Annotated in this window: 10 protein-coding genes; 4 read left to right on the forward strand and 6 right to left on the reverse strand. The window is 63.2% G+C overall.

Annotated features, from left to right (window positions below):
* Positions 1–56 precede the first annotated feature (56 nt).
* The 4 genes from M5G17_RS15805 to M5G17_RS15820 are packed head-to-tail and all read right to left on the reverse strand — an operon-like array spanning position 57 to position 5,618.
* Positions 57–2,012 (reverse strand): acetyl/propionyl/methylcrotonyl-CoA carboxylase subunit alpha, encoded by a 1,956-nt coding sequence (locus M5G17_RS15805; RefSeq protein WP_273893834.1) that lies wholly within the window; start codon positions 2,010–2,012, stop codon positions 57–59.
* Positions 2,009–2,827: a gamma-carboxygeranoyl-CoA hydratase gene (locus M5G17_RS15810; RefSeq protein WP_273893835.1), complete on the reverse strand. Its 819-nt coding sequence runs from the start codon at positions 2,825–2,827 to the stop codon at positions 2,009–2,011. Before M5G17_RS15810 ends, M5G17_RS15805 begins: the two co-directional genes overlap by 4 nt.
* A gap of 2 nt (positions 2,828–2,829) precedes the next feature.
* Complete coding sequence (locus tag M5G17_RS15815; protein ID WP_273893836.1) at positions 2,830–4,437, reverse strand: carboxyl transferase domain-containing protein; 1,608 nt, start codon at positions 4,435–4,437, stop codon at positions 2,830–2,832.
* 17 nt (positions 4,438–4,454) lie between these two features.
* On the reverse strand, positions 4,455–5,618 hold the full coding sequence (locus M5G17_RS15820) for an isovaleryl-CoA dehydrogenase (protein WP_273893837.1): 1,164 nt from the start codon (positions 5,616–5,618) through the stop codon (positions 4,455–4,457).
* Between the two features lie 256 nt (positions 5,619–5,874).
* Between M5G17_RS15820 and M5G17_RS15825 the strand changes: the two genes are divergently transcribed.
* The 4 genes from M5G17_RS15825 (at position 5,875) to glgB (ending at position 15,296) form a co-directional block, all read left to right on the forward strand.
* Positions 5,875–7,548, forward strand: a complete 1,674-nt coding sequence (locus M5G17_RS15825) for an AMP-binding protein (protein WP_273893838.1) — start codon at positions 5,875–5,877, stop codon at positions 7,546–7,548.
* A 208-nt stretch (positions 7,549–7,756) separates the two neighbouring features.
* Complete coding sequence (locus M5G17_RS15830) at positions 7,757–9,760, forward strand: alpha-1,4-glucan--maltose-1-phosphate maltosyltransferase (RefSeq protein ID WP_273893839.1); 2,004 nt, start codon at positions 7,757–7,759, stop codon at positions 9,758–9,760.
* 13 nt (positions 9,761–9,773) lie between these two features.
* Complete coding sequence (gene treS / locus M5G17_RS15835) at positions 9,774–13,085, forward strand: maltose alpha-D-glucosyltransferase (RefSeq protein ID WP_273893840.1); 3,312 nt, start codon at positions 9,774–9,776, stop codon at positions 13,083–13,085.
* Positions 13,086–15,296, forward strand: a complete 2,211-nt coding sequence (glgB, locus tag M5G17_RS15840) for a 1,4-alpha-glucan branching protein GlgB (protein WP_273893841.1) — start codon at positions 13,086–13,088, stop codon at positions 15,294–15,296.
* A gap of 96 nt (positions 15,297–15,392) precedes the next feature.
* On the opposite strand, the gene M5G17_RS15845 is transcribed toward glgB, so the two are convergent.
* Both M5G17_RS15845 and glgX read right to left on the reverse strand, forming a co-directional pair.
* Entirely contained in the window at positions 15,393–16,463 is a 1,071-nt protein-coding gene (locus M5G17_RS15845; RefSeq protein WP_273893842.1) for an autotransporter domain-containing protein, read from the reverse strand.
* Between the two features lie 347 nt (positions 16,464–16,810).
* Positions 16,811–18,967 carry a glycogen debranching protein GlgX gene (gene glgX, locus M5G17_RS15850; RefSeq protein WP_273893843.1) on the reverse strand — a complete coding sequence of 719 codons (2,157 nt, stop codon included), beginning with the start codon at positions 18,965–18,967 and terminating at the stop codon, positions 16,811–16,813.
* Positions 18,968–18,974 lie beyond the last annotated feature (7 nt).

The raw sequence follows: 18,974 nt of genomic DNA on the forward strand, positions 1-18,974 counted from the left end.
CTGGACCCTGTGGGAGCCGGCCTTGCCGGCGATGGCTGCGCTAGCAGCCTGATGCCTCAAGCCTCCTCCAGCTCCACCAGCACCACCCCTTCACTGACCATCTCGCCTTCCTGGCAAAACAGCGCCTTGACCGTCCCGGCGTGGGGCGCGCGGATGCTGTGTTCCATCTTCATGGCTTCGAGCACCACCAGTTGCGTACCGGCTTCCACCGCCTGGCCAACCTCCACCAGCACCCGCACGATATTGCCGTTCATGGGCGCGCCGAGGCCGCCCTGATGGCTGTGCGCGGCATCGGCTTCGGCAATCGGGTCGTAGCGGTTGATGCTGTGCAGCTCACCGTCCCAGTGCAGGTACAGGGTGTCGCCACGGCGGATTGCCAGGTGCCGACGGCGCAGGCCGCTTTCGTCGATCAGCAGTTGCTCACCTTCAAGCCTGAAGTTCGACGCCGCCATCTGGCTCAGGCTGATGGCCCGCTCCTCACCGCTGCAGGTCAAGTGCAGGCTGACTTGCGCCGGCACGCCGGCACGAAAGCCGTTGTTGGCGGCCCAGGGCGAATGGCGGTCATCGCTACGCGGTTGCAACGGTTGGCTCTGGATGAAGGCTTCGGCCGCCGCCTGCCAGAATGCTGCGGGCAAGGCGTGTGGCGCAGGCAGCAGTTGCTCCTGGTAACGCGGGATGAAGCCGGTATCCAGCTCGGCCTCGGCAAACGCCGGGTGGGCAAGGATACGCCGCAGGAAGGCAATGTTGGTCTTCAGCCCGCCGATGGCAAACTCGTCGAGCATCGCCAGCAAGCGCAGGCGCGCCTGCTCACGGGTTTCGCCCCAGGCGATCAGCTTGCCGAGCATCGGGTCATAGAACGGCGAGACGTCGTCGCCTTCGCTGACCCCGCTGTCGACCCGCCGGCCTTCGCCCGGCGCCGACTCGCGGTACAGGGCCAGGTGGCCGGTGGCCGGAAGAAAGTCATTGGCCGGATCTTCAGCGTACAAGCGCACTTCGATGGCGTGACCATTGAGCGGCACCTGCGTCTGGCTGATTGGCAGCGGCTCGCCACAGGCGACACGGATCTGCCAGGCCACCAGGTCCAGGCCGGTGATCGCTTCGGTGACGGGGTGTTCGACCTGCAGGCGGGTGTTCATCTCCATGAAGAAGAACTCGCCACGGGCATCGAGGAGGAATTCCACAGTACCGGCACCGACGTAACCGATGGCCTGAGCGGCCTTGACCGCCGCTTCGCCCATGGCCTGGCGCTGGATGCTGCTCAGGCCCGGGGCAGGGGCTTCTTCGACCACCTTCTGATGACGACGCTGGATCGAGCAGTCGCGTTCGTTGAGGTACAGGCAGTTGCCGTGCTGGTCGGCAAACACCTGGATCTCCACGTGGCGGGGTTTGAGCACGTATTTTTCCACCAGCATGCGCGCATCGCCGAACGATGATTGCGCCTCGCGCTGGGCTGAAGCCAGGGCTTCACCGAGCTGGCTCTCGCTCTCGACCACCTTCATGCCCTTGCCACCACCACCGGCGGTGGCCTTGAGCAGTACCGGGTAGCCGATCTTCTGGGCCGCGGCGCGGAAGGTTTCCAGGTCCTGGGCTTCGCCGTGATAACCCGGCACCAGTGGCACGCCGGCCTGCTCCATGAGGGCCTTGGCCGCCGACTTGCTGCCCATGGCATCGATGGCGTTGGCCGGCGGGCCGAGGAAGATCAGCCCGGCCTGTTCGATGGCGCGGGCAAAGCCTGCGTTCTCGGACAAAAAGCCGTAGCCGGGGTGGATCGCCTGGGCGCCGCTGGCCTTGGCTGCGGCCAGCAGCTTGTCGATGTCCAGGTAGCTTTCTCCAGGTTTGGCGCCGCCCAGGTCGATGCGGATGTCAGCTTCGCGGCTGTGCCGTGCTTCACGGTCAACGGCGCTGTGCACGGCCACAGTGGTCAGGCCCAGGGCTTTGGCGGTGCGCATCACCCGGCAGGCGATTTCGCCGCGGTTGGCGACCAGCAGGGTGGTCAATGGGGGGCGACTCATGGGCGCGGCTCCTTGTTCGACGGTTCGCCCTGCCAGGCCGGGCTGCGCTTTTCCAGAAAGGCGCGCAGGCCTTCCTGACCTTCGGGGCTGACGCGGATGCGGGCAATGGCGTTTTCGCAGTAGCGGCGGATGGCCGGGGTCAGTTCGCCATGACCGACTTCACGCAACAGCTCCTTGCTGGCACGCATGGCTTGCGGGCTGTTGAGCAGCAGGTTGTCGATCCAGTGGTTGACCTGCTGTTCCAGCTCGGCGGCCGGGTAGGCTTCGGCCAGCAGGCCCAGTTCACGGGCGCGCTCGCCGCTGAAGCGTTCGGCGGTCAGGGCGTAGCGGCGCGCGGCGCGCTCGCCCATGGCCTGGACCACGAACGGGCTGATGACTGCCGGCGCCAGGCCAATGCGTACCTCGGACAGGCACAGTTGCGCGTCGCTGGCGCCGATGGCCATGTCACAGCAACTGATCAGGCCCAGGGCGCCACCGAAGGCTGCACCTTGCACCACCGCCAGGGTTGGCAGCTTGAGCCGCGCCAGGTTGTACATCAGCTCGGCCAGTTCGCGGGCATCATCGAGGTTGGTGTTGTAGTCCAGGGCCGCGGACTGTTGCATCCAGGCCAGGTCCGCGCCGGCGCTGAAGTGCCGGCCGCGGCCGCGCAGCAGCACAAAACGCAGGCTGCTGTCGGCGCCGAGGTGGTCGATGGCGATGATCAATTCGCGGATCATCTGCGCGTTGAAGGCGTTGTTCTTGTCTTCCCGGCTCAGCCACAGGGTGGCGAACCCACGGGGGTCCTTGATCAGCTCAAGGGTAGTGAAGTCGCTCATGGTCACATCCGGAAAATGCCGAAACGGCTTTGTTCGATCGGTGCGTTGAGGGCTGCAGACAACGCCAGGCCAAGAATCTCGCGGGTTTGCGCCGGGTCAATGACGCCGTCGTCCCACAGCCGGGCGCTGGAGTAGTAGGGGTGGCCCTGGTGTTCGTACTGGTCGAGGATCGGCTGCTTCAGGCGTGCTTCGTCATCGGCACTGAAGGCCTGGCCACTGCGTTCGCTCTGCTCGCGCTTGACCTGGGCCAGCACCCCGGCGGCCTGTTCTGCGCCCATCACGCCAATCCGCGCATTGGGCCACATCCACAAGAAACGCGGGTCGTAGGCGCGGCCGCACATACCGTAGTTGCCGGCGCCGAAGCTGCCGCCGATGATCACGGTGAACTTCGGCACCTGGGCGCAGGCCACGGCTGTCACCAATTTGGCGCCGTGCTTGGCGATGCCGCCGGCCTCGTACTTCTGGCCGACCATGAAGCCGGTGATGTTCTGCAGGAACAACAGGGGAATGCCACGCTGGCAGGCCAGCTCGATAAAGTGCGCGCCTTTTTGCGCCGCTTCCGCGAAGAGGATGCCGTTGTTGGCCAGGATCGCCACGGGGTAGCCGTGCAGGTGGGCAAAGCCGCACACCAGGGTGGTGCCGAACAGCGCCTTGAACTCATCGAACACCGAGCCGTCGACCAGGCGCGCTATCACCTCGCGCACATCGAACGGCTGCTTGGCATCAGCGGGGACCACGCCGTACAACTCTTCGCTGCTGTACAGCGGCGCCACCGGGGCGCGTAGTTGCAGTTGGCCAAGCTTGTGCCAGTTGAGGTTGGACACGCAGCGCCGGGCGATGGCCAGGGCGTGCTCGTCGTTATCGGCATAGTGGTCTGCTACGCCGCTGGTCTTGCAATGCACATCGGCGCCGCCCAGCTCCTCGGCGCTGACCACCTCGCCAGTGGCGGCCTTGACCAGCGGGGGGCCGGCGAGAAAGATCGTTGCCTGCTGGCGGACCATGATCGCCTCGTCGGCCATGGCCGGCACGTAGGCGCCGCCTGCGGTGCACGAACCCATGACCACGGCGATCTGGGGAATCCCCAAGGCACTCATGTTGGCCTGGTTGAAGAAGATCCGCCCGAAGTGCTCGCGGTCGGGGAACACTTCATCCTGGCGCGGCAGGTTGGCGCCGCCGGAGTCCACCAGGTACAGGCACGGCAGGCGGTTTTGCAGGGCGATGGCCTGAGCGCGCAAGTGCTTTTTTACCGTCAGCGGGTAGTAGGAGCCGCCTTTGACCGTGGCATCGTTGGCCACGATCATGCATTCAACGCCTTCGACCCGGCCGATGCCGGCGATCACGCCAGCGGCGGGGACGTCTTCGCCGTACACCTCATGGGCAGCCAGTTGGCCGATCTCCAGGAACGGTGAGCCGGCGTCGAGCAGGCGGTCGATGCGTTCGCGCGGCAGCAGTTTGCCCCGCGAGGTATGCCGCTCCTGGGCCTTGGGCCCGCCGCCCTGGTGAACCTGGGCGATCAGGCGGCGCAGGGCATCGACCTGTTCGAGCATGGCCGTGCTGTTAGTGGCGAACTCCGCCGAGCGCGGGTTGATCTGGGTGTGCAAGGTAGCCATGGCGCGATTCCTTGAGTTCAGCGGGTTTCGTTGAACAGTTCGCGGCCGATCAGCATCCGGCGGATTTCACTGGTGCCGGCACCGATCTCGTAGAGCTTGGCATCGCGCAGCAGGCGGCCGGCCGGGAATTCGTTGATGTAACCGTTGCCGCCGAGGATCTGGATCGCCTCCAGGGCCATCTGGGTGGCGCGTTCGGCGCTATAAAGGATGACCCCGGCTGCGTCCTTGCGTGTGGTCTCGCTGCGATCGCAAGCCTGGGCCACGGCGTAGAGGTAGGCGCGGCTGGCGTTGAGCTGGGTGTACATGTCGGCAATCTTGCCCTGGATCAGCTGGAACTCGCCGATGCTCTGGCCGAACTGCTTGCGGTCATGGATGTAGGGCACCACCAGGTCCATGCAGGCCTGCATGATCCCGGTCGGGCCGCCGGAGAGCACCACGCGCTCGTAGTCCAGGCCGCTCATCAGCACCTTCACGCCGCCGTTGAGGGCGCCGAGGATATTCTCTTTGGGCACTTCGACGTTGTCGAAGAACAGTTCGCAGGTGTTAGAGCCGCGCATGCCCAGCTTGTCGAACTTGTTGCTGCGGCTAAAGCCCTTCCAGTCGCGCTCGACGATAAAGGCGGTGATGCCATGGGCGCCTTTTTCCAGGTCGGTCTTGGCGTAGATCACGTAGGTGTTGGCGTCGGGGCCGTTGGTGATCCAGGTCTTGCTGCCATTGAGCACGAAGTGGTCGCCGCGCTGCTCGGCGCGCAGCTTCATCGACACCACGTCGGAGCCGGCATTGGGCTCGCTCATGGCCAGGGCGCCGATGTGCTCGCCGCTGATCAGCTTGGGCAGGTACTTGGCTTTTTGTTCGGCATTGCCGTTGCGGTTGATCTGGTTGACGCAGAGGTTGGAGTGGGCGCCGTAGGAGAGGGCGACCGAGGCCGAGCCGCGGCTGATTTCTTCCATGGCCACCACGTGGGCCAGGTAGCCCAGGCCGGCGCCGCCGTATTCTTCTGCGACGGTGATGCCCAGCAGGCCCATGTCGCCGAACTTGCGCCACATGTCGGCGGGGAACAGGTTGTCCTGGTCGATCTGCGCGGCGCGCGGCGCCAGTTCAGCGGCGACGAAGGACTGCACCTGGTCGCGAAGCATGTCGATGGTTTCGCCCAAGGCGAAGTTCAGGGTCGGATAACGCATGCTGGCACCTTCTATTTGTTCTTGGATCAGGGTGTGTTGACTAGCCTCATCGCTGGCAAGCCAGCTCCCACAGGGTTCAGTGCACTCAGCACTTGTGGGAGCTGGCTTGCCAGCGATTGGCTTGTAACCTTTACGTTAACGTAAACCTGTCACCGTTCACTGTCAATCTCGCCATGACCTTTACGTTAACGTTAATATCAGCCAGAGTAAGACCCGCTTGAGTCAGCTCCCAAAACAACCACAAAAAGGGACCGCCATGAATCAACCGAGCTATACCCAGGGCCGCCAGGACAAGCCGCTGCTGGCCATGACCATCGGTCAGGCATTCGACCAGACGGCCTCGCGTTTTGCCGAGCGTGAGGCGCTGGTGGTCCGTCATCAACAGCTGCGCTACAGCTGGCAGGCACTGGCCGCCAGTGTCGACCTGCATGCCCGTGCGCTGATGGCGCTGGGCTTGCAAACCGGCGATCGCCTGGGCGTCTGGGCGCCGAACTGCGCGCAGTGGTGCATCGCCCAGTTCGCCAGTGCCAAGATCGGCGTGATCTTGGTCAACATCAACCCGGCCTACCGCACCAGCGAGCTTGAATACGTACTCAAGCAATCGGGCTGTCAGTGGCTGATCAGCGCCGGTGCCTTCAAGTCCTCCAACTACCATGCCATGCTTGGCGAACTGCTACCGAACCTGGCTCAGCAAGCACCCGGGCAACTGCGCAGCGAGCGCTTGCCGGAACTGCGCGGAGTGATCAGCCTTGATGCGCAGCCGCCTGCGGGATTTTTACCCTGGGATCGCCTGACCTGGCTGGCCAGCGAAACCGATCCGGCGCAGTATCAGGCCCGCCAGCAAAGCCTGCAGTTCGATCAGCCGGTGAACATCCAGTACACCTCCGGCACCACCGGCTTTCCCAAGGGCGCCACCCTCAGCCATTACAACATCCTCAACAACGGCTACATGGTCGGCGAAAGCCTGGGCCTGAGCGAGCACGACCGCATGGTGATCCCGGTGCCGCTGTATCACTGCTTCGGCATGGTCATGGGCAACCTGGGCTGCATCACCCATGGCAGCACCATGATCTACCCCAACGATGCCTTCGACCCGCTGCTGACCTTGAGCTGTGTGGCGCAAGAAAAAGCCACGGCGCTGTACGGCGTGCCGACCATGTTCATCGCCATGCTCGATCACCCGCAGCGCCGCGAAATGGACCTGTCGACCCTGCGCACCGGGATCATGGCCGGCGCCACCTGCCCGATCGAGGTGATGCGCCGGGTGATTGGCGAGATGCACATGAGCGAGGTGCAGATCGCCTATGGCATGACCGAAACCAGCCCGGTGTCGATGCAGACCGGTGCGGATGATGACCTTGAGCTGCGCGTGACTACGGTCGGGCGCACCCAGCCGCAGTTGGAGAGCAAGATCATCGACGAGCACGGCTGCATCGTGCCGCGCGGGCAGATGGGTGAGCTGTGCACCCGCGGCTACAGCGTGATGCTCGGCTACTGGGGCAACCCGGCAGCCACCGGCGAGGCCATCGATCCGGCCGGCTGGATGCATACCGGTGACCTGGCGAGCATGAACGAGGCGGGCTATGTGTGCATCGCCGGGCGCAACAAAGACATGATCATTCGCGGTGGCGAGAACATCTATCCGCGCGAGCTTGAAGAGTTCTTCTTCACTCACCCGGCGGTGGCGGATGTGCAGGTGATCGGCATACCCGATGAGCGCTACGGTGAAGAAATCGTCGCCTGGATCAAGTTCCATCCCGGCCACAGCGCCAGCGCGATCGAACTGCAGCAGTGGTGCAAGAGCCGCATTGCCCACTTCAAGGCCCCGCGTTACTTCCGCTTTGTCGACGAGTTTCCGATGACGGTGACCGGCAAGGTGCAGAAGTTCCGCATGCGCGAGATCAGCATTGAAGAACTGATCAAGCGCTGAGTCCGTGGCGTTGCTATCGCTGGCAAGCCAGCTCCCACAGGTACAGCGGAGCCCTTGAGTGCTCTGATAATCCTGTGGGAGCTGGCTTGCCAGCGATTGGATACTACGCTTTGACCGGTGATGGCCGCGGCCAATCGCTGATTTTTTGAACCCCCAGCCGCGGCTCCGCTCGAACCTTTACCGTCATTTCATAACGGAGCAACGTTCGATGACCCGCGATGAGCCCTTCGAAACCGATCGCCCGGACCAGGCCCTGAGCCTTTCCCAGGCCTTGCTCGAACCGCGGATCGTGATCGAGAACACCCTGCCGGTGCTCGATGGCGGGCTGTTTGCGGTCAAGGCGGTGGTCGGTGCCCCGGTGCAGGTCAGCAGCAAGGTCTATGCCGATGGTCATGACGCCCTGGCGGTGATGCTCAACTGGCGCCAGGCCCATGGCCGGCGTTGGCATTGCGTGCCGATGCGGTTTGCCGGCAATGACCTGTGGCAGGCCGAATTCACCGTCAGCGAGCAGGGCCGCCACCTGTTCAGCATCGAGGCCTGGATCGACCCGTTCGCCACCTATTGCCATGACCTGGAGAAGAAACTCAGCGCAGGCGTTGCAGTGGAGCTGGAGTTGCAGGAAGGGCTGCTGTTGATCGAGCACAATATCGGTCGCAGCGACGGGCCGCTGCGCGACCAGTTGCAGGCCTTGTACCAACATCTGCCGGGGTTGCCCAGCCAGGAGCAAGTGGCCTTGCTACTGCACCCGGACACCGCACTGCTGATGGCCGAGGCAGAGCACCGCACCTACCTCAGCCGCAGCCCTGAATACCCGCTGGATGTCGAACGCCTGCAGGCGCAATTTGCCAGTTGGTATGAGCTGTTTCCGCGCTCGATTACCGACGACCCGCAGCGCCACGGCACCTTCAATGATGTGCACGAACGCCTGCCGATGATCCGTGACATGGGTTTTGACGTGCTGTACTTCCCACCCATTCACCCCATTGGCGTGCGCCACCGCAAAGGTCGCAACAACGCCTTGCAGGCCGAACCGGATGACCCGGGCAGCCCCTATGCCATTGGCGGCGTTGAAGGCGGGCATGAGGCAATTCACCCGCAACTGGGCAGCCGCGAGGATTTTCGCCGGCTGCTGGCCGCCGCTGCCGAGCATGGCCTGGAAATCGCCCTGGATTTTGCCATCCAGTGCTCTCAGGACCATCCCTGGCTCAAGGAACACCCAGGCTGGTTCTCCTGGCGCCCGGACGGCAGCATCCGCTACGCCGAGAACCCACCGAAGAAGTACCAGGACATCGTCAACGTCGATTTTTACGCCGCAGATTCGGTACCGGCCTTGTGGCTGGCCCTGCGCGACGTGGTAGTGGGCTGGGTGAAGGAGGGGGTCAATAGCTTTCGGGTCGATAACCCGCACACCAAGCCGTTGCCGTTCTGGCAGTGGCTGATTGCCAATGTCCGCAGCCAGTACCCGCAGGTGATCTTCCTTGCCGAAGCCTTCACCCAGCCTGCGATGATGGCGCGCCTGGGCAAGGTCGGCTATTCCCAGAGCTACACCTACTTCACCTGGCGCAACACCAAGGCCGAGCTGCAAAGCTACTTCGAAGAGCTCAACCAGGCGCCGTGGCGCTACTGCTACCGGCCGAATTTCTTCGTCAATACCCCGGACATCAATCCGTACTTTTTACATGAGTCCGGGCGCGCCGGGTTTCTCATCCGCGCAGCCCTTGCTGCCATGGGTTCGGGGCTGTGGGGCATGTATTCGGGCTTCGAGCTGTGCGAGGCGACGCCGGTGCCGGGCAAGGAAGAATACCTGGATTCGGAGAAGTACCAGCTGTGCCCAAGGGACTTCACCCAGCCGGGCAACATCATTGCCGAAATCGCCCAGCTCAACCGCATCCGCCGCCAGAACCCGGCGCTGCAGACGCACCTGGGCGTGGCCTTCTACCAGGCCTGGAACGACAACATCCTGTACTTCGGCAAGCGCACCGCCGCGCGCGACAACTTCATTCTCATCGCCGTCAGCCTCGATCCGCACAACGCTCAGGAAACGCATTTCGAATTGCCGCTATGGGAGCTGGGGCTGGACGATAACGCCGACACCTTCGGCGAAGACCTGATGAGCGGCCATCGCTGGACCTGGCACGGCAAGACCCAATGGATGCGCATCGAGCCCTGGCACCTGCCATTTGCGATCTGGCGTATCGAAAAAGCCCTCTAGAAAGGAGTCGAGCATGGCCAAGCGCGCCCGCCCAGCGGCCTTTATCGATGATCCCCTGTGGTACAAAGACGCGATCATCTACCAGGTACACGTCAAATCCTTCTTCGATTCCAACAATGACGGCATCGGCGATTTTCCCGGGCTGATCGCCAAGCTCGACTACATCGCCGAGCTTGGGGTCAATACCTTGTGGCTGTTGCCGTTCTACCCCTCGCCACGCCGCGACGACGGCTACGACATTGCCGAGTACAAGGCGGTGCACCCCGACTATGGCACGCTGGCCGACGTCAAGCGCTTCATCGCCCAGGCGCACCAGCGCGGCCTGCGGGTGATCACCGAACTGGTCATCAACCACACCTCCGACCAGCACCCCTGGTTCCAGAAGGCCCGGCGTGCCAAACCGGGTAGCAAGGCGCGGGACTTTTACGTGTGGTCCGACAGCGACCAGAAGTACGACGGCACGCGGATTATCTTCCTCGACACCGAGAAGTCCAACTGGACCTGGGACCCGGTCGCCGGCCAGTACTTCTGGCACCGCTTCTACTCGCACCAGCCGGACCTCAACTTCGACAACCCGCAGGTGCTCAAGGCCGTGCTCGACGTCATGCGCTATTGGCTCGACCTGGGCGTCGACGGCCTGCGCCTGGACGCCATCCCTTACCTGATCGAGCGTGACGGCACCAACAATGAGAACCTGCCCGAAACCCATGAGGTGCTGAAGAGGATCCGCGCCGAAATCGACGCCCATTACCCCGACCGCATGCTCCTGGCCGAAGCCAACCAGTGGCCGGAAGATACCCAGCTGTATTTTGGCCAGGGCCAGGGCGATGAATGCCACATGGCTTTTCACTTCCCATTGATGCCGCGCATGTACATGGCCGTGGCCCAGGAAGACCGTTTTCCGATCACCGACATCCTGCGCCAGACCCCGGAGATTCCGGCCAATTGCCAGTGGGCGATCTTCTTGCGCAACCACGATGAACTGACCCTGGAGATGGTCACCGACCGCGAGCGCGACTACCTATGGAACTACTATGCCGAAGACCGCCGGGCGCGCATCAACCTCGGCATTCGCCGGCGCCTGGCGCCATTGCTGCAGCGTGATCGGCGGCGGGTCGAGTTGCTGTGCAGCCTGCTGCTGTCGATGCCCGGGACGCCGACCCTGTACTACGGCGACGAGATCGGTATGGGCGACAACATCTACCTGGGAGACCGCGATGGCGTACGTACACCCATGCAGTGGTCGATCGACCGCAACGGCGGTTTCTCCCGTGCCGACCCTGCGCGTCTGGTGCTGCCGCCGATCATGGACCCGTTGTACGGCTTCCAGGCGGTCAACGTCGAAGCCCAGGCCTTTGATCCGCACTCGCTGCTGAACTGGAACCGGCGCCTGTTGACCGTGCGCAAGCAGCAGAAGGCCTTCGGTCGCGGCACGCTGAAGATGCTCAGCCCGAGCAACCGACGGATCCTGGCTTATATTCGCGAGTACACCGGCAGCGATGGCAACAGCGAGATCATCCTCTGCGTGGCCAACGTCTCACGTGCGGCGCAAGCGGCGGAGCTTGAACTGCAGCAGTATGCCGACAAGGTGCCGGTGGAGATGCTCGGCGGCAGCGCGTTCCCGCCGATCGGCCAGTTGCCGTTTCTGCTGACCTTGCCGCCCTATGGGTTTTACTGGTTCCTGCTGGCCGACAAGGACCAGATGCCCAGCTGGCACAGGGAGCCGGCCCAGAGCCTGCCGGAGTTCACCACCCTGGTGCTGAAAAAACGTATGGAAGAGCTGCTCGAGGCGCCGGCACGGGCCACCTTGCAAGACAGCATCCTGCCCCAGTACCTGCCCAAGCGACGCTGGTTCGCTGGCAAGCAAAGCGGCATCGAACAGGTGCAGATCGTCTACGGCGTGCGCTTTGGTGCTGCCACAAGCCCGGTACTGCTCAGCGAGATCGACGTGCAGAGCGCTGGCCAGCGCAGCCGTTACCAGTTGCCATTTGGCTTGATCAGTGAAGACCACCTTACTAGCCCTGCGCCGCAGCAACTGGCCCTGGCCCGGGTCCGACGCGGTCGCCAGGTGGGTTTGATCACCGATGGTTTTGTCCTCGAAAGCTTTGTCCGCGCCGTGCTCAGTGGTTGCCGGGACGGCCTGCGCCTGCCGTGCAGCGAGGGTGAACTGTGTTTTGAGGCCACTGAACAACTGGTGGCGCTGAACCTGGGCGACGATGCTGAAATCCGCTACCTGAGCGCCGAGCAGTCCAACAGCTCGGTGGTGGTCGGTGGCAGTCTGGTGCTCAAGCTGATTCGCAGGGTCAACCCCGGGGTGCACCCGGAGCTGGAAATGAGCGCCTACCTGACGGCTGCCGGCTTTGCCAATATCTCGCCGTTGCTGGGCTGGGTCAGCCGTGTCGACGCCCAGGCGCAGCCGCACCTGCTGATGATCGCCCAGGGCTACCTGAGCAACCAGGGCGACGCCTGGGACTGGACCCAGAACACCCTCGAACGGGCCATCCGTGACGAAATGGAACCGTCGAGCAAGGATCAGGATGTGCACACTGACGCGTTGCAGGAGCTGGCTGACTTTGCCGCCTTGCTCGGCCAGCGCCTGGGCGAGATGCACTTGCTGCTGGCTGCACCGAGCGCTGACCCTGCGTTCCAGCCGCAGGCCAGCACCCACCGCGACAGCCAGGCCTGGAAAACGCAGATCGGTGCCCAACTGAGCCGCGCCCTCGACCTGCTACAGGAACACCGCGCCAGCCTCGACAGCGACAGCCAGGCCCTGGTCGACGACCTGCAACAGCAACGCAAGAGCCTGCTCAAGCATGTCGGCGAGTTGAGCAAACAGGCAGTTGGCGGGCTGCTGATGCGCGTGCACGGCGACCTGCACCTGGGTCAGGTACTGGTGGTGCAGGGTGATGCCTACCTGATTGATTTCGAGGGCGAACCGGCGCGGCCGCTGGACCAGCGGCGGGCCAAACACAGCCCGTACAAGGATGTCAGCGGCGTGCTGCGTTCCTTCGACTATGCTGCTGCGATGGTGCTGCGCAGTGCTTCTGGTGTCGATCTTTGCGAGGCTGCCCACAAGGCGCGTCAACGCGTCGCCCGCCGTTACCTGCACCAGGCCCGGCATGCCTTTGTCGAGGCCTATGGCCTGGCCAGTGCGGCCATGCCCCATGCCTGGGAGCAAGGCAGCGGCGAACAGGCGGCCCTGGCGTTGTTCAGTCTCGAGAAAGCCGCCTACGAAATCCTCTACGAAGCCGAAAACCGTCCGCATTGGCTGGCCGTGCCTTTGCATGGCCTGCATGGTCTGATCAGTACCTGGGGAGAGCAGTAGATGACTCAACGCAAGCGCGAGGAAGGAGGGTTGGGGCAACGAGATATCGATGCCCTGGTCAGAGCCGAACACACCGACCCGTTCGCGGTGCTCGGCCCGCACCCGGATGGTGCAGGTGGCCTGTTTGTCCGCGCCTACCTGCCCAATGCCCTGAACGTGAGGCTGTTGGCCCGCAGTGACAGTCGTGTGCTGGCAGAGTTGGAACAGGGCCCGGTGCCGGGGCTGTTCATCACGCATTTAGCAGAGCAACAACCGTACCTGTTGCAGATCAACTGGGCCGGTGCTGAGCAGATCAGCGAAGACCCTTACAGCTTTGGTCCGTTGCTAGGCGATATGGACCTGTACCTGTTCGCCGAAGGCAATCACCGTGACCTGTCCGCGGCCATGGGCGCGCAACCGCTCACCGTCGAGGGCGTCGACGGGGTACGTTTCTCCGTCTGGGCGCCCAATGCCCGGCGGATCTCGGTGGTCGGCGACTTCAACAACTGGGACGGCCGCCGCCACCCCATGCGCCTGCGCCACCCGTCCGGGGTCTGGGAACTGTTCGTGCCGCGCCTGCAGGCCGGCGAGGCCTACAAGTATGAAGTGCTCGGCCGTGAAGGCATTCTGCCGCTCAAAGCCGACCCGCTGGCCCGCGCCACCGAGTTGCCGCCCAGCACCGCCTCGAAGGTTGCCGGGCCCCTGAACCATGACTGGCAGGACCAGGGCTGGATGCAGGTGCGCGGTGAGCGCCAGGCCAACAACGCGCCGCTGTCGATCTACGAACTGCACGCCGGCTCCTGGCAGTGCGAACTGGACGACAACGGCGAAGTCGCGCGCTTTTACAACTGGCGTGAACTGGCCGAGCGGTTGGTGCCTTATGTCCAGCACCTGGGATTTACCCATATCGAACTGATGCCGATCATGGAGCACCCCTTTGGCGGTTCCTGGGGCTATCAGCCGCTGTCGATGTTCGCCCCGACCGCACGTTACGGCACGGCCGAGGATTTTGCCGCCTTTATCGACGCCTGCCACCAGGCGCGCATCGGCGTGATTCTCGACTGGGTACCGGCGCATTTCCCCACCGACAGCCATGGCCTGGTGCGCTTCGACGGCACTGCGCTGTATGAGTACGACAACCCGCTCGAAGGCTTCCACCAGGACTGGGACACGCTGATCTACAACCTGGGCCGTACCGAAGTGCACGGCTTCATGCTGGCCTCGGCGCTGCACTGGCTCAAGCATTTTCATATCGATGGCCTGCGTGTCGATGCCGTGGCCTCGATGCTCTATCGCGACTACTCACGCAAGGCCGGCGAGTGGGTACCCAACCGTCATGGCGGGCGCGAGAACCTCGAAGCCATCGACTTCTTGCGTCATCTCAACGATGTGGTGGCGCTGGAAGCCCCCGGTGCGCTGGTGATCGCCGAAGAGTCCACGGCCTGGCCGGGCGTCAGCCAACCGACCCAGCAGGGTGGCCTGGGCTTTGCCTACAAGTGGAACATGGGCTGGATGCACGACACCTTGCACTACATCCAGAACGACCCGATCCACCGCACCTATCACCATAACGAAATGAGCTTCGGCCTGATCTATGCCTATTCCGAGCATTTCATCCTGCCGATCTCCCATGACGAAGTGGTGCACGGCAAGCATTCGCTGATCGACAAGATGCCCGGTGACCGCTGGCAAAAGTTCGCCAACCTGCGTGCTTACCTGACGTTCATGTGGACCCATCCGGGCAAGAAGCTGCTGTTCATGGGCTGCGAGTTTGGCCAGTGGCGTGAGTGGAACCACGACAGCGAACTGGACTGGTACCTGCTCAAATATCCTGAACACCTGGGCGTGCAACGGCTGGTGGCCGACCTCAACCGCCTGTATCGCGATGAGCGTGCCTTGCATGAGCAGGATTGCCAGCCCCAGGGCTTTCAGTGGCTGATCGGCGACGATGCGCACAACAGCGTTTACGCCTGGCTACGCTGGAGCGCGAGTGGCGAGCCGTTGCTGGTGGTGGCCAACTTCACCCCGGTGCCGCGTGAGGGCTATCGCATCGGCGTACCGTTCGGTGAGCGCTGGGTGGAGGTGCTCAACAGTGACGCCGAGGGCTACGCCGGTACCAATTATGGCAACCTCGGCGAAGTGCCCAGCCAGGCGTTGCCCAGCCATGGGCAACCGTTGTCGCTGGCGTTGAACTTGCCGCCGTTGGGGGTGCTGATCTTGCGGCCGCAGTGATATCCATCGCCGGCAAGGCCGGCTCCCACAAGTGACCTGCATACACCGAACTTGTGGGAGCTGGCTTTGCCAGCGATCGAGTGCGAAGCGCTCGCATCACCAGCGCACCCTGATCCCCAGGTTGCCAATCAGGCCGTTAATGTCATTGTCATCCATGTCGCTGCTGTAGTCGGCGCTGACAAACAGCGCCACTTTCGGCGTGACCCGCGCCACCAGGCCCAGGCCCAGTTCGACGGTGGCCGAGTTACGCCCGCTGCTGATCTTGTCGACCTTGTCCAGGCTCACCGTGTCGGCGTTGGAGAAGTCGTACCAGACGTTGGTCCGCACAAAAGGCTCGATCGGCATGCCGCGCACATTGTAGCGCGCAGACAACTTGGCACCGACCCGGCCGGTCCAGTTCGGTTGTTCATCGAAGGCTTGCTGGGTGTCGGTCTGGGTCTGGCTGCCGGGAAAGTACTGCTGGTTGATCAACTGGGCCTGCGGCTCCAGGGTCCAGTTATTGCCCAGGCTGATGGGGTAACCGCCTTCCACCGACAGGGTCAGGGCATGACCGTTGCCATCCAGGCGCTGACCGGTTTCGCTGCGGCCATTGATGTCGAAGCGGGTACCCATGGCTACCGCATCCAGGTGCCAGCCCTGGTCATGGCTCATGCTCCAGTACACACCCAGGCTCTCGCCGTCGAGATTGACCGCGGTCTTGCGGTCGCCGACCTGAGGTTTGCGCAGGCCGTCAAAGCCGCTTTGCAGGTTGCTGTGGCCGACGAAGAAACCGGCACGGTGAACGTTGCCGCCACTGGTTTCACGAACGAACAGATCAGGGCTGATCTGCAGGCTGCGGTTTGGTGCACTGAGGTTGTCGGCTTCCGGGCTCGGGGTGCGCACTGGGGTCGGGAAAAACTGCGCCCACTGGCTGGCAATGGTGTCGCTCGCGACCGGGGCGTTGCGCTCGGCCAGGCGCTCGGAAAATGCGCCCAGGGTGCTCAGGCCCAGGCCACTGGTGCTGACCGGGATGAGCGAGAGGGCAGGTTGAGCCTGCACCAGGTTGTTTAGCGGGTTGTTATCCTCCAGGCCCAATGCATGGGTTTCCAACGGGGTTGCCAAAAGCAGCGACGTGGAAACCGCATAGAAAACGTACTCAAAGCCCGTGGGATTTGCAGTTTTTTTCATGGCGGTTCTCCTCTGTTTTCACTAGCCAGGGATCTGGCCTGACGTCACGGGCTGTAATGCAAAACCAGAGGGCGACCCAAACCAGCAAACCGGTCCCGGCCACGCGCTGAAACGCGCGAGCTAGAGGCTCGGAATGGAATCTGCAGTTGCTGCATTACTTCTAGCTAAGGAGAGGAGCGGTCGGGCGTCAAGAAAGCGTGAATCAACCGTTATCAAGCTATTGGATAAAGCAATCGTCTGAAATTAAACAAAAATTCATCTTTGATAGCCGCAACCGCTCTTTCCACGTTCGCGGCTATGCCGAATGATTGCTAAAGCTGCACTTCAACGGCCAAGGGCCGATGGCCTCAGGCATCGTCGTCGCGGTACAGCTCAAGCAACAGCAGGGAACGCCCGCTGGCCTGGAGCTGGCTGGCAAAGTCGTGCTGCTCGCCTTTGCGTAGGAGGGGGCGGTCGGTGTCGAGCAGGCAATTCCAATGTTCGCCTTCGGGCACCTGGGGCAGGGTGAAGGCGACCGTGTCGTGATGGGCGTTGACGATCAGCAGCAAGGTGGCATCGGCGCCGGGGCGCAAAATGCCACTGACCTGGGCGCGACCGTCGAGCAACATGCCCAGGCAGCGCCCGTGGGCGTGCTGCCACTGCTCGATGGTCATTTCGCTGGCATCCGGCGCGAGCCAAGTGACGTCCTTGACGCCGATTACCTCATTGTAGTCACCCACCAGAAAGCGTGAGCGGCGCAGCACCGGGTAGGCCAGGCGCAGCTTGGTCAGGCGCTTGACGAACTTGAGCAGCGCCGCACCATCGTCGTCCAGTGCCCAGTTGACCCAGCCGATTTCGCTGTCCTGGCAGTAAGCATTGTTGTTGCCGTGCTGGGTGCGGCTGAACTCGTCACCGGCGACGATCATCGGTGTGCCCTGGGCCAACAGCAGGGTGGCGAAGAAGTTGCGCATCTGACGCAGGCGCAAAGCGTTGATCTCGGGGTCGGCAGTGGGGCCTTCGACACCGTGGTTCCACGACAGGTTATTGTTGCTGCCGTCCTGGTTGTCCTCGTCATTGTCCTGGTTGTGCTTGTCGTTGTACGAGACCAGGTCGCGCAGGGTGAAGCCGTCATGGGCGGTGATGAAATTGACCGACGCATACGGCCTGCGTCCACGCCGGTTGAACAGCTCGCCGGAGGCGGTCATGCGTGCGGCAAAGTCGGCCAGTTGGCCTTCGTCACCTTTCCAGAAGGCGCGCACGGTGTCGCGAAAGCGATCGTTCCATTCGGCCCAGCCAGGGGCGAAATTGCCCACCTGGTAACCGCCGGGGCCGCAGTCCCAGGGCTCGGCGATCAGTTTGACCTGGCTGAGCAACGGGTCCTGGCGGCAGGCGACGAGAAAGCTGTGACGCTCGTTGAAGCCCTCGTGGTAGCGACCGAGGATGGTTGCCAGGTCGAAGCGAAAGCCGTCTACGTGCATTTCTCCGGCCCAGTAACGCAGCGAGTCAGTGACCAGTTGCAACACGCAGGGGTGGCTCAGGTCAAGGGTGTTGCCGGTGCCGGAATCGTTGATGTAGAAGCGCTTGTCATCCGGCATCAGGCGGTAGTAGGAGGCGTTGTCGATGCCGCGCATGGACAGGGTCGGCCCCAGCTCGTTGCCCTCGGCGGTGTGGTTGTAGACCACGTCAAGAATCACCTCCAGGCCTGCATCGTGCAGGTGCGCGACCATCTCCTTGAATTCGGCGATCTTGCCATTGGCCAGGTAGCGTGGGTGCGGGGCAAAAAAGGCGATGCTGTTGTAACCCCAGTAGTTGTTCAGGCCTTTTTGCAGCAGGTGCTGGTCGTTGACGAAGGCGTGAATCGGCAGCAGTTCGATCGACGACACCCCAAGCTGCTTGATGTGGCCCAGCAGCTCGTCGCACATAAGCCCCGCGAAAGTCCCGCGGTCTGCCTGCGGCACTGCGGGGTGGCGCATGCTGATGCCACGCACGTGGGCTTCGTAGAGGATCGTGCGCTCCCAGGGAATGCCCACGCGCTGGTCGCGGCCCCAGGTGTAGGCCGGGTCGATGACTTTGCACTTGGGGACGAAGGGCGCGCTGTCGCGTTCATCGAAGCTGAGGTCGCCGTCGGGGTGGCCGATGGTGTAGCCGAACAGCGCTTCGGACCATTTCAGGCTGCCGACCAGTTGCTTGGCGTACGGGTCGATCAGCAGCTTGTTGGGGTTGAAGCGGTGGCCGTTTTCCGGGTCGTACGGGCCGTGCACCCGGTAACCGTAAATTTGCCCGGGGTGGGCGTCGGGCAGGTAGCCGTGGAAGATCTCGTCGGTGTACTCGGGCAGCTCGATGCGTTCGAGCTCGACCTCGCCACTGGCATCGAACAGGCACAGCTCGACTTTAGTGGCGTTGGCCGAGAACAGCGCGAAATTGACCCCCAGTCCATCCCAGCTGGCGCCTAGAGGAAAGGGTAGGCCTTCGCGGATGCGCGAGGGTTCCAGGTGGACTTCGGCAGTGGGCTTTGGCTTGGTCATGGGGCTC

Source organism: Pseudomonas rubra (assembly GCF_028656935.1).
Lineage (GTDB): Bacteria > Pseudomonadota > Gammaproteobacteria > Pseudomonadales > Pseudomonadaceae > Aquipseudomonas > Aquipseudomonas rubra.